Annotated in this window: 6 protein-coding genes; 3 read left to right on the top strand and 3 right to left on the bottom strand. The window is 60.1% G+C overall.

The window, feature by feature from the left end:
* Positions 1-98: 98 nt before the first annotated feature.
* Both QM672_RS10120 and QM672_RS10115 read right to left on the bottom strand, forming a co-directional pair.
* The gene (locus QM672_RS10120) at positions 99-2321 is read right to left on the bottom strand and encodes an EAL domain-containing protein (protein WP_367623084.1); all 2223 of its coding nucleotides are present in this window, start codon (positions 2319-2321) and stop codon (positions 99-101) included.
* A gap of 223 nt (positions 2322-2544) precedes the next feature.
* Positions 2545-3333 (bottom strand): response regulator transcription factor, encoded by a 789-nt coding sequence (locus QM672_RS10115; RefSeq protein ID WP_311935165.1) that lies wholly within the window; start codon positions 3331-3333, stop codon positions 2545-2547.
* Between the two features lie 600 nt (positions 3334-3933).
* Between QM672_RS10115 and QM672_RS10110 the strand changes: the two genes are divergently transcribed.
* The 3 genes from QM672_RS10110 to QM672_RS10100 all read left to right on the top strand — a co-directional run bounded on the left by QM672_RS10110 (position 3934) and on the right by QM672_RS10100 (position 11408).
* A complete protein-coding gene (locus QM672_RS10110; RefSeq protein WP_415082321.1) occupies positions 3934-5091 on the top strand; it encodes a helix-turn-helix domain-containing protein in 1158 nt (385 codons plus the stop codon).
* A gap of 192 nt (positions 5092-5283) precedes the next feature.
* Positions 5284-10437 carry a PAS domain S-box protein gene (locus QM672_RS10105; RefSeq protein WP_415082319.1) on the top strand — a complete coding sequence of 1718 codons (5154 nt, stop codon included), beginning with the start codon at positions 5284-5286 and terminating at the stop codon, positions 10435-10437.
* Between the two features lie 20 nt (positions 10438-10457).
* Positions 10458-11408 (top strand): diguanylate cyclase domain-containing protein, encoded by a 951-nt coding sequence (locus QM672_RS10100; RefSeq protein WP_415082317.1) that lies wholly within the window; start codon positions 10458-10460, stop codon positions 11406-11408.
* A gap of 158 nt (positions 11409-11566) precedes the next feature.
* Here QM672_RS10100 and QM672_RS10095 read toward each other — a convergent pair whose 3' ends face one another.
* Positions 11567-12289: a response regulator transcription factor gene (locus QM672_RS10095; RefSeq protein WP_311935158.1), complete on the bottom strand. Its 723-nt coding sequence runs from the start codon at positions 12287-12289 to the stop codon at positions 11567-11569.
* Positions 12290-12858: the final 569 nt, after the last annotated feature.

The following is a 12858-nucleotide window of genomic DNA, read 5'->3' as shown; positions in this document are numbered from 1 at the left end:
GAGCAGTTCCGCATCAGTCGCCGGTCTGAAGGTTCGACTTCTCACGGCCGGACAACTCGGACCGGCCAAGTTATGCGGTCCAAGTTATGCGGGCGAAGTTATGCGGGCAGGGTCTCTGTTTTCATCCGTCGCGAAGCGGGCGGCGCACCGCCTTGCCTGTCCTGCAGCCAGACTTCGAGATCGGCGGCTTTCAAGGGATGACTTAGCAAATATCCCTGGGCGATTTCGCAACCCAGTTCCTGCAGCATTTGCTGCTGCATTTCGGTTTCCACGCCTTCCGCGACGACCGCGATGTTGAGGCTCTGGCCAATGCTGTTGATTGCCGTCACCACGGCAAGCGCACTGGGGTCGGTTACCATTCCCTCGATGAAGCTACGATCGATCTTCAGCTCGGAGAAAGGGATATGCGTCAAGCGGCTCAGGCTTGAATAGCCTGTACCGAAATCATCCATCGACAACCCGACGCCGAGCGCCTGGATGGCGGCGATGGTTGCCAGGGTGGTCGGATGATCGTCCATCATCACGCCCTCGGTGATCTCGAGCATCAAAGTATGCTTGGGAATATCGTATTGGCGCATCAGATGGGCCACCACGTCCGGCAGATTTCGGTTGCGGAAATGCAAGGGGGACAGATTGACCGAAATCGCCGGGATGTGGTGGCCGGCAGCGCGCCAGACAGCCATCTGGCGGCAGGCCTCGCTGAGAGCCCAGATCCCGATTTCATCGATCAGGCCGATCTGCTCGGCAATCATGATGAAACGGCTGGTGGAAATGTCGCCCAGGACGGGATGTGCCCAACGGATGAGAGCTTCGACACCGTGTAGAGTGCCGTCCGCGAGATTGACTTGGGGCTGATAGAGCAAGCGTAGTTGCTCCTGCGAGACTGCTTCGCGCAAGGCCGCACCGAGGATCACCCGCTCCTGCGCGCCGTCGACAACCTCATGCTCATACAGGAAAACGGCTTCGTGCCCGGCTGCCTTGCCCTTGCAGGCGGCGGAATCGGCTCGTTTCAACAGCGTTTCGACATCGGTGCCGTTGTCGGGATAAAGGCTGATGCCGATGCTGATGGAGATCGGCAGCAGCAGATCCGCAATCGCAAAGGGTTTGGCGACAGCGTCAACGAGCTTCCTGGCGACCATTGTGGCATAGGCGCTGTCGGCGTCGGGCAGGATGATCACGAAGACATCGCCACCGAAGCGCCCGACAATGTCGATGGGCCGAAGCTGGTTCTGCAGGCGGGTGGCGATCTGGCCGAGGATCTGGTCGGCCGTGGAATGGCCGAAGGTATCGTTGATGTCCTTGAAGCGCTTGATGTCGAGGCGCAGCAGCGCCATCTTGCCTTGCTTCTCGCTGGCTTCTGCGATCGTCTGGCCGGCCTTTTGGTAGATCTGCCGGCGATTGGGCAGGCCCGTCAGCATGTCGAAATAGGCAAGGCGATTGATGTGCTCCTTGGCCTCATGTTGCTCGATCGCCAGGGCGCAGAGATGGACACAGGCCGAGACGATCTCCTCGTGCAGATAGCTGGGGCCTCGCTTTTCGCGGAAGTAGAAGGCGAAAGTGCCGGCAACCCGACCATCCCGCAGCTTGATGGGAACGGACCAGCAGGCACGCAGGCCCAAGGGCAGCGCCAGGCCCTTGTAGGGCGCCCAAAGCGGATTGGTCTCGATATCGTCGACGAGCACGGGTTCGCCGAAATAGGCCGCCGTCCCGCACGAGCCGACGCTGGGACCGATTGCGATCCCGTCCAGAGCGTCCGAATAATATTGGGGCAGGCTCGGGGCGGCGAGGGGATGCAGCAGGCCGTTCTGATCCACCCTCAGAATGGTCGAGATGACGTCCCGCGTGATGAACTCCGCTTTCTTGCAGATGAATTCCGATACGTTCTCCAGCGAAGCGCCGGATACCAGTTCCTCCAGCACCGTGTTCTGGAGTGTCTGGATCATGCGTGCAGGGGTATTGCTGTGAATGGTGACGATCGTCTCCGTGACGTTCTCATCGATGTCGCGAATATGATCGGTATAGATCAGCAGCGTGATTTCATTGCCGAACTTGTCGTGACCGTTGATTTCCTCCAGGCCGCCTCGCTTGGCATTGACGAGGCGCTCGAGGCTGAGACGAGTCGCCGAAGGGGTGGCCTTGCTGACGAGCACTGAAACCAGCGGACGGCCGATCACGTCCTCGGATTGATATCCGAGCATCTTTTTGAAGCTGGGGTTGATCCAAACGATTTCGCGCCTGGCATTGAGGACCGCTACCGCCTTATCGCTCTCCTGAACAGAGCGTCCGAGGAGGTGAATACCTCTGTCACGCGTAAGTGGCATGCTTGTTCCCAATGTGCCCTTGTCATGCCTGACGATCATTGGAGCATCTCGGTGCAGCAGACAACGAAATCCAGGTAGCCAATAATGCTATAGCACTCCAGCGGTCTTGTTAAGACTTCATCGGTGATTGGCATTGGGCGTATCAGAATCCGAGGTCAGAGCAGTGTTTGTCAGGCTATTCGAGACTTTCAATGTCGGCAGTTGTCAGGTCTTGATCGCGTTTTCATGACTGAAAGAGCTCGCTGGTCATGCAGACGAGTTCGGTTCTGTTGCGAGCCTGTATCTTTTTCATCATGTTTCGAACGTGAACTTTCACCGTGCATTCGCTCATGTTGAGTTTGTGAGCGATGACTTTGTTCGGATCACCCTTGCGAAGATTTTCGAGCACGGTCAGCTGCCGTTCGGTCAGCAAAGCAGAGGCACGCCTCTGCGGTTTGGTTTCCGCAGCAGGCGAACTGGCGCTCCGCGCGGAAAGCAGGCTGCTGGCGGGAATGAACGTGCCGCCGACATTGACGAGATTGACGGCGCCGATGGTCACGTCGAGATCCAGGCTCATCGGGACATAGCCCTTGGCGCCCCGTTCCAACGCAGCGACCATGCCGGAGGGATCCTCGACATCGGAGATCACGATCACCCTGGCGTCGGCTGCCGCCTGCAGAATGCTATCCAGGCCCTGGTGAAGCGCGGCTTCGGTTGCCTGGCGCCCAGTGGCGCACAGCAGGATGATCGGTGCAGCGGTTTTGGCCGCTGCATCCTGCCATTCGCGGATGCTCCCATAGGCACGGACTTCAAATTCGCTGACGGCATCGCCCAGGCAGCGGGTCAAGCAGTCGCGCGTGAAGGTGTTGTCGTTGATAATGCTGATCGTGGCTTTTTCTGCCGCGACGTCCTTGTCCTTGCGGACGGAAGGAGCTTCGACACCGCGCTCGTCGAAGACCCGCCTGTCGCGCTGGTACTGCAGGGGCCGCCGCCTGTCGAGGATGGTGGAAGCGTCTGTGAGGGCGATGTTCATGTTCAATCCGCAACGTGTTGGTACTATGCTGACTAAGGGGCAAGTTATGCGAGATCGATGATTTGGTCGTTAGCTTGGAGTCCGCAGACATAGCAGTGAGTACAAATTCCGAGGCAATCAGGCTCGGACTTGGTAGAGAAGTGACTCCAACGGCGTAGGAGCCCCCTACGCCTTGCCAGTGCTGGTGCGGAATAGGAGATCGAGGATTCGAGCTCTTTTGCCGTATATCTACCTCCCGTTCGCCTGCACCATCAGTGACTGCGGCGAGGGGGCGGGCGGAGTTTGCGACGGATTTGCGCTTCCGTATAATCGATAAGAATTTCTATGATCTGTCAGTCAGAGCGGTATGATTTTATGAAATATCCCTTGGGCAAGACGCAACCTTACCGTGCGACATGCAGCCTCGGGCAACAGGCTGGATGCGGCAATTCACTTGTGCATAAGGTAAAGGAGGGTGGGCGAAGCGTGCTGAAAAGTCTCTTTTGAAGATTTCCGTTGTTGTTCATAATAACAAGTGCGGCCGCCACCTCGAGGCGCCGTCGGCAAAGTATGTGAGCTCCCGCTTTTGGGTGAGCCTGCCGCGAAAGCGAGGAAAGCAGAATGGACGATGGCGCGTCCCGCAACGATCAGCAGCCGGCTTCAGGAGCCCAGGCGTCGCGTTCCGGCAGGGAGCGCCGTCGTTGGTCGCGGCAGCCCAGTTCATCGCAAAGTGACGGTCCACCGCCACCTCCCGCGCTGACGCCCCTGATTTTTTCGACCGAGGAATTGCCACCTGGCGAGCAGTTCGATGCCTGGCAGGTGCTCAATGCGCCGCTTGCCGATCTGACGTTGCCCGACGGCGTAACGGTGCAGGAGGGGTTTGCCGCACGTCAGGTCGCCTGGAATCTCGGTGGCATGTTGGTTGTGCAGCAGAAGGCGGCTGCCCACAGCTACCATCGTTCCGCGGCCAAGCTTCGTTCCAGTCTCGTCGACCACTGGGTGATCATCTTCCGGCGCGAGGGAAAAGCCTGGACCGAAGTCGGTGGGCGTGTCGCCGAGAGCCAGCCGGGAACGGTCGAGATCCGTTCCCTGGGCCACGCTTTCCGGGGCAGGATGCTCGAATCGCAGAGCCTGGCGCTGTATTTGCCTCGTGATCTTTTTGCCGATTCCACTGCGGTGCTCGATGCCAACAACAACCGGATTTTGTCGCGCAACCTTGCTGGCCTGCTGGTCAGTCATGTTGACAGCGTGGAGGCACGGCTGAGCGAGTTCAGCAAGGATGACCTGCTCGGCGTGGTCAATGCCACCAGGGATATGATCCTGGCTTGCGTGGCTTCCACCGAAGAGCGGGCGATGGTGGCCACCAAGCAGGGAACGGTGGCACCCATGGAACGTGCCCGGCGCTTCATCCGCAGCAATCTGCAGACGACCGCCATTACCCCTGAGCTGCTGTGCCGGGAACTCGGCATATCACGGACCCATCTCTACCAATTGTTCGAGCCGAGCGGCGGTGTGGTTCACTATATCCAGAAGCAACGCCTGCTTGCTGCCCATGCTGCCCTCAGCGATCCCTCGGATCGTCGCCTGATTGCTGAGATTGCCGAGAGTTTCGGATTTGCCTCCGCAGCCGATTTCAGCCGCGCTTTCAGCCGGGAGTTCAGCTACAGTCCTCGCCAAGCTCGCAGCGCGCCCGCGCCGAGCCGTCTGATGAAGGAGGGAACCCGGGACGCAGACGGCCTGCCGTCGTTCGAGCGTTGGCTCAGGGCCTTGGGAAGCTGAAACATTTTGCGATTTGATGCAGCCGCCTGGAAAAGGATGCGTCCACACAGGGGGGTGGAGCAAGGCGCATTCAGGCTTGAAGGCGTTTTGCTCCGGATGGCGATGGCTCGATGTCGTGATCGATTGGCCCTGACGCCGTGCCTCGCGTGATGGGCAGCTTCTCTGCGCAGTGCGTTTCAAAGGGAAGCAGGCATGTCTTCGAACAGGCGAAGCAACGATCGGCAAGGAGATAGCGCGGACGAGAGCAAGCTGGCCATTCCTGCCGCTGTTCTCGAAGGATGGGCCGCTGCCGCCGATATCTTGGTTGGTCTTCTGGAGCACGCGGCTGCCTTTGTCATGCGAGGGATCGGCGAAGGTGGCGAGATCATCGCTGTCAGCCACGGGCCGGGCCAGGCACATCGAGCCGGTTCGACGGCAAGCCAGATTGCTCTGCAGCGTTTCAGCATCGCGGTTGCACGCGGAGCCGGCGAACACGCACCAGACGGTTCCGATCGGGAAAGCCGACGAGCAGGGACCGTCATCGACATAGCGGCAGGGCAGGCTTTCCTCGGCGCGTCGATCCGTGGACCGAAGGGAGAGGTCTTCGGCACGCTGATGGTTCAAAAGCAAGGTGAGGCGGGGTTCTCGTCAGCCTACCAGCGCCTGCTCATCCGTTTCCGGAACGAGATCGAGCATGATGTGAAGCTGCTCTTCCTCAGCGGGAGCGAGATGCAGCGCGACGGCAAGCGGATCGAAACCGAAAAGCGCCTTGGCGACAATCGTTTCAGCTTGCTGCTGGAACATGTGGCTGACGATTTCTTCGTCCATGACGATCAGGGAAGATTCCTCGACGTCAACCATCACGTAACCCTCAGCACCGGTTTCACCAGGGAAGAGCTCCTGCGGATGTCGGTGCCCGACATCGTCGAGGATTTCGACCTGGCATGGGCGAGGAGCGTGTGGGCCGAGGCCGAGCCGGGCGTCGCGACGACACTCTATGCCAGGCATCGCCGCAAGGATGGTTCGGTTTTTCCGGTCGAGGTTCGGCTTTCGTGCCATCTCTATCAGGCCCGGAAGACCTTCTTTGCCACCGTGCGCGACATCAGCGAGCGGGTCGAGGCCGAGAATGCCAACCGCAGGCACAACGCCGAGCTCGAGATCAGGGTTGCGGAGCGCACGGCCGAACTGCGCAAGACCACCGATCTGCTGCAGACGGTTTTCGATGGCACCACGGATGCCATTTTCCTGAAGGATCTGGAAGGCCGCTTCGTGATGCTCAACCAGGCGACGGCCCGTTTCCTGGGACGGCCTGCGTCCGAAATTCTGGAGCGGGATCTTACGGCCGTGATCGATCCGGAAAATGCAACCCGTATCCTGCGGACCGATCGGGAGATCATGGCGCGCGGCAAGGTCGTGACCATGGAGGAAACCTTCGTCGTCAACGGCACCAGGCGCCATTTCTTCGTGACCAAGGTTCCAAGGCGCGACGAGAAGGGCGACGTGATCGGCTTGATCGGCGTTTCCCGTGACATGACGGATGTCCGCGCCACCGAGACGGCTTTGCGCCATAGCGAGGCGCGCTGGGAATTCGCGCTCAATGGTGCAGGCGACGGATTGTGGGATTGGGACCTGCGCACCGGGAATGTCTTCTACTCCCGGCAATGGAAGGCAATGCTGGGGCATGCCGAGAACGAAATCGGGCCTACGCTCAAAGAATTCATCGATCGCATCCATCCGGATGACCTGCAGGCGAGCTGGGCAGCGGTGGAACGGCACATAAGCGGCGAGGCTCCGGACTTCGTCATTGAGCTGCGCATGCGGGCCAAGGACGGATCCTGGCGCACGATTCTCGATCGTGGCAAGGCCATCGAGCGCGATGAGGATGGTTCGCCTCTGCGCATCATCGGAACCCACACCGACATTACGGCGCGCAAGCAGATCGAAATGGAATTGTCGGCGCGTGTTCGGTGGTTGTCCGAGATGATGGAAAACCTGCCGATCGGAGCCGCTTTCGTGACCGATGACCGGATCCTGGTCAACCGTGCTGCCGAAGAACTCACCGGGTACGATAGGCAAGAACTGTCGATTCCCGATGCGTGGTCGCGGCTTTTCGGTCGCGATCTATTTGAGGCTCTTGTCTCCGATTCGAGCACTGATCGGGCCGGCCGGACCTATCGCACCGGGCAATACGGCTTTTTTCGCAGGGGCGGAGCGCCGCGCCTGGCGGAAGTGGCTGCAACCCAGGTTGGCGATCACGCCATCTGGCTCATGCGCGACATCACGGAGAGCAAGGAGCTGGAAGCCCAGCTCAGCTCCCTTGTCGACAACCTGCCGCATGGGGCCGTCTATCGCCTGGTGCAGACGCCCGATGGAAAATTGTCGTTGCCCTATGTGAGCGCCGGTATCCTGGCACTGACCGGCGTGCCGGCCAGCGAGATCATGGAACGGCGAGGGGCCTTCGTTCAAACGATCCATGAAGACGATCTGCCTCGCTACAACGCATTACTCGAAGATTCGCTCTCGCGCGGCAGCGTCTTCGACTGCCAGTTCAGATCTCGCACGCGGGACGGCCGGATTCTCTGGCTCCATTGCCGTTCCGCTCCCCGCTACCAGGCCGATGGCACGGTGATCTGGGATGGTGTCATGCAGGATATCACCGCCCGCAAGCAGGCCGAGGATCTCATCGTCGCCCTCAAGGAGCGTATGGAGCTTGCGATCAAGGTCGGCGGCGTCGGCATATGGGACATGAACGCCCAGGACCAGAAATATATCTGGGATGACCAGATGTATGTCCTCTACGGGCTGGAGCACGACGCTTTCGACGGTAGCCTCGAGCGCTGGCTTTCGTTGCTCCATCCCGACGACGTCGACCGCGTGCTGACACAATGGCAGGAGGCCATCGCCAGGACGGGAACGTTCGAAAGCGAATTCAGAATCGTGCACCCCGATGGCGCCATCCGGCATATTCGAGGCCAGGCCGAGGTCTTTCGTGCCGATGACGGCTCGGTACTGCGCGCTCTGGGCATCAACCAGGATGTCACCGAGGAGCGGCGCACGGCCCAGGCTCTGATCCAGGCTCGCAAGGCCGCAGAAGCCGCCCAGGCGGCCAAGGGCGAGTTCCTGGCAGTGATGAGCCACGAAATCCGCACGCCCATGAATACGGTGCTCGGCATGACCCGGCTGGCACTGCAGGCCGAGCGGGACCCCAAGCAGCGCAACTATCTCGATAAGATCAGCGCATCGGCGCAAACGCTGACCTCCATCCTCAACGATATTCTCGACTACTCGAAGATCGAAGCCGGCAAGCTCGAGTTGGAGGAAAGCGAATTCAGGCTGGAGGCCGTGCTTGAATCAGTCGCCGCCGTGACGGCCATGAAAGCCGAGGAGAAAGGCATCGAGATCATCTATGCGGTGGCGCCGGATGTGCCATCGCGCCTCGTCGGTGACTCGCTCCGGCTCGGCCAGGTGCTGATCAATCTGGTGAACAATGCCGTCAAATTCACCCACAAGGGCGAGATCGTGGTGTCGGTCGACGCCAAGCAGGCGGCTGCCTCAAACGCCGTCCGGCTGCAATTTGCCGTGCAGGATACGGGGATCGGCCTCGGCGCCGATCAGGTCGCCGGCCTGTTCCAGGCTTTCGCCCAGGCGGAGAGGCACGTCTCGCGTAAATATGGCGGAACCGGCCTGGGACTGGCCATCTGCAAGCGCCTCGTCGAAGGCATGGATGGGCAGATCTGGGTATCGAGCACGCTGGGCAAGGGCAGCACCTTCTATTTCACGGTCGAGCTCAGGTCACCGCGGCGCGCTGCCTCCCATGATGGGACCCTGCGTTCGGGGGAATTGAAGGGCAAAAGGGTCCTGATCGTCGATGACAATGCCAGTGCCCGCGAAACATTGGCAGGGATGGTGCATGATTTCGGCATGGAGAGCCATGTCGTCGATTCCGGCAAGGCCGCGTTGGCGGCGCTGAGCCAGGCCCGCGAAGAGGGACGGTCCTTCGAAGTCGTTCTGATGGATTGGCGCATGCCCGGCATGGACGGCCTGGAAACCGCAGCGCGGATCAAGACCGATGCAAGGCTCAAGAGCACGCCGGCCGTTCTGATGGTGACGGCCTATGGTCGTGAAGAGGTGCTTCGACGAGCCGAGCAGCTCGGTCTGCACGGTGTGCTCGTCAAGCCGGTCACCGTGTCGGTGATGTTCAACACCATCGTCGGGGTCTTTCACGATGCCGCGAATGGGCCCCCTGTCGTTCTTGGCGAGGAAGCGGGCGAGATCTTGCCGCCGCAGGCGCAGGACGAGATCCTGGCGGCACTCGCGGGCCGGCGTATTCTGGTCGTGGACGACAATGCCTTCAATCGGGAGGTCGTCGGCGACTTCCTGCAATTGGCTGGCATGCATGTGGACACGGCGGTGAATGGCCGGGACGCTCTGGACAAGCTGGAAGCGGCGGCCTACGACGCTGTCCTGATGGACGTCCACATGCCTGAAATGGATGGTCTGACGGCCACACGCAGGATTCGCGCACAAGAGCGCTGGGCTTCCCTGCCCCTGATTGCCCTGACCGCTCAGGCCCTTACCAAGGATCGTGAAGCCAGTCTCGCGGCAGGCATGAACGCGCATCTGACCAAGCCGATCGACGAATTGGCTCTCTATAGGACATTGATGGAATTGCTCCCTGCGCCCTCCCTCGCACAGGATGCCGAAAACGAGACGCCAGACATGGCGGAAGGGCGTGTTTCGGGGGATATTTTCGCGTCAATGAGCGGGGTGGATCTATCCGCGGCCCAGAAACGCCTGGGCAATAGCCGCGAGCGATTGCAGCGCCTGCTCCAAGGGTTCGTTCGCGATTTCAGGGCGGCTCCCGCGCAGCTTGATCAGGCGGCACTGCGAGGGGATGCCGCAGCCGTTGCGGCGCTCGCGCATGCCGTCAGGGGGGCTGCTTCCTATCTGGATGCCCATGAGTTGTGTGCGGCAGCAGCTGATATCGAGGAGATTTCTCGCGGTGGGGACGTCGATGAGGTCCGGCTTCTTCTTCCCGCGTTCCGGGATGACCTCGCATTGCTGCTCAGCCAGCTCGATCGTGTTGCCGCACAAGCTACGGCTGGAGGGTCAGGGCCAGTGAGGGGCGGCCTGCGCAAGGTTCTTGACCTCATCGCAGCCGCAAAACCCTTGTTGCAAAGCGGTGACTATGCCGCTTATGCCATTCTGGATGAGGTTATCGCCGAGCTCTCCGGAACCGTCGAGGCCGAAAGAGCAAGAGCGATCCTGGGCCATTTCGAGGAACTTGAACTGGTCGAGGCAGAAACCCTATTGCAGCAATTGAACGCCGATCTGGAACAACGGGTGTTTGAAAGATCTCAAGAGTGAGCGATGCTTTTCCGCAGACGGTGCTGATCGTCGACGATGACCGGATCAATCGGACGATACTGGCGGAGCTGCTGCAGCGTGAATGTCGAATACTCCTGGCGAAGGATGGGCCGAGCGCTCTGCAGCGTGCACAGGACGAACGAAGCATCGACTTGATCCTGCTTGATGTCTCAATGCCGGGTATGGACGGCTACGAGGTTTTGCGTCGACTGCGTTCCGAGCCCCAGACCGCCAATATCGCAGTGATCTTCATCACTGCCCTTACGGATGAACAGGACGAAGAACGCGGGCTTTCGCTGGGCGCTGCCGACTATGTCTTCAAACCGATCAGTCCCGCCATCGTCAGGGCCCGCGTGCGCAACCATCTCAAATTGGTGGCGCAACGCAATGAACTGGAGCGCCTGTCGGAAAAGGACGGCCTGACCGGAATCGCGAACCGGCGCTATTTCGACAAGGCGTTCGAGCTGGCCTGGCGGCATGCCGTCCGCTCCGGCGATCCGCTCAGCGTGGCCATGATCGATGTCGATCATTTCAAGGAATATAACGACCATTACGGTCATGGCGCCGGCGACGAAGCGCTGAGGCAGGTTGCCCAGGCCCTCGCGCGGGCCGCCGGCCGCCCCTATGACGTCGTCGCCCGGTATGGCGGCGAGGAATTCGTGATGCTGCTGCCGGGACTGCATGAATTGGAGCCACTGCTGGAGAGACTGAGGCAGGCGGTGCTCGATCTCGATCTGCCGCATGCCAGGTCACGTACTGCCGAAGCGGTAACCATCAGCTGCGGCGGAGTGGTGGCGTTCGTGTCGCAGACGGACAAGCCTGCCGCATTGCTGGGCTGGGCCGACAAGTTGCTGTATCGGGCCAAGCAGCAGGGCCGCAACCGGGTGCTGGTCTGGCAGGGGCAGAAGGAAGGCCTCTTCCTTCCCGTGGGACAGGGTGGAACAAGTAAGCCACCAGGAAAGCCGCTGTGAGGCAGTACCGGGTAACCGGTACCACCAGCACGGCGAGAGTAGGGGAGAGCCCGCCGCCAAAAGCCTGCGGCTCTGATGGCGGACGGAACAGTGATCATCGAGTTCCGCCGCCGGATGCCCCTCTCTGGCCCGACGGGGCGAAGAAAAGCGGCTGCCTGTCAGGAAGACCGTGCGATGTCCAAGGTGAGGCGCTGCATGTCCGAAGCACTATTGAGCTCATAGCCTTCAGCGCGCAGAATATCACGCGATTTGTGGGCAATTGCCGTCCGGCTCTTCACCTTTAGTTTCTTCATGATGTTGCGGATGTGAACCTTGACCGTGCTTTCGCGCAGATTGAGCTCCGTCGCAATGGCGGCATTGGACTTGCCGCGACTGACCGCGGCAATGATCGACAATTGCCGGGGGGAGATGCGCGGGTAGTTCCGGCCGGGCTGCTCCTGGCGGACGAGGGCAGGTTCGGTCGCCGCCCGGATCAGACTGGCGGCGGGCACAAAGACGCCGCCCGCGATGACCAGGCGTGTTGCCTCGATGGCCACCTCTGCACCGAGCGTGCTGGGAATGTAGCCTTTCACACCGAGGTCGAGAGCCCGGAAGATACTGGCTGGATCCTCGGAGTCCGATAGAATGATGATTGCGGCTGAGGGCATATGCCCGGTTGCTGCGGCCAGCAAGGTCAGATCACTCGGATCGTCACCCTCGCAGATGATGACGAGCGAGACTTCCTCATGCTCATCGGCAACAGCATTCCATTCGTCCAGACGGGCGAATGGCAAAATTTTTCGTTCAGGAAACTCTACCGCCAGGACACGGCTGATGCAGTCGCGCTGTAATGTCCTATGGTTTATAAGGGCGATTTGTCCTGGTGGACTGTTTACTACCATGGTGGGGCCATATGATTGACCAAGCTGCCTCAAGGGCACCGAGGGAGATAGATCTGTAGATTGCAATTCGGACACTTCACACAACATATAAACGGATAAGGTAAGACTGAATTCCGGCCAGGAAACAGACAGCTACTGTCAGGGATGACAGAATGAAGAACGCGTCCCCTGGATCATGAATTCGACCGATGTCCGTTGGTCATGCCTGACAAAACCAGGATGTTCCGCGAAGGAAAGACTTGTGAATTGCCGCCACCTCGACGATTCACTCTGGTATTTCCTTGGTCTAGAGCACTGCAATGCCATCATGAGCATCTGCAGAATGTTGCAAGCTCTGCTCTGATTCAATCTAGCAATGTTGATAGGAAGCGAGTGAAAGTCGGGACCGATTTAGGTACTCTCTAACTCAAAGGCGGTACCCCGAAATGAACCGAGGCGAACGTTGGGGTAAATGGGAAAGCCGATTGGCTCGGTTGCGATGGCAAATGGCGTCGCAACCAGTAGCCATCGGCCAAACGGCGAGCGGGTTGGTTTCCTGCTGCCTCGGTCGTACGAGCAGGCTCCCCCGA

Source organism: Labrys sp. (in: a-proteobacteria) (genome assembly GCF_047605565.1).
GTDB classification, from domain to species: Bacteria; Pseudomonadota; Alphaproteobacteria; order Rhizobiales; family Labraceae; genus Labrys; species Labrys neptuniae.
Note: the sequence above shows the minus strand (reverse complement) of the source record. Positions and strands in the feature narration are given on the sequence as shown.

What these genes read in the sequence shown, in the direction of transcription:
- QM672_RS10110 (WP_415082321.1), top strand. Translation starts at nt 3,934, where the DNA reads ATGGACGATGGCGCGTCCCGCAACGATCAGCAGCCGGCTTCAGGAGCC.
- QM672_RS10095 (WP_311935158.1), bottom strand. Translation starts at nt 12,289, where the DNA reads ATGGTAGTAAACAGTCCACCAGGACAAATCGCCCTTATAAACCATAGG.
- QM672_RS10115 (WP_311935165.1), bottom strand. Translation starts at nt 3,333, where the DNA reads ATGAACATCGCCCTCACAGACGCTTCCACCATCCTCGACAGGCGGCGG.
- QM672_RS10105 (WP_415082319.1), top strand. Translation starts at nt 5,284, where the DNA reads ATGTCTTCGAACAGGCGAAGCAACGATCGGCAAGGAGATAGCGCGGAC.
- QM672_RS10120 (WP_367623084.1), bottom strand. Translation starts at nt 2,321, where the DNA reads ATGCCACTTACGCGTGACAGAGGTATTCACCTCCTCGGACGCTCTGTT.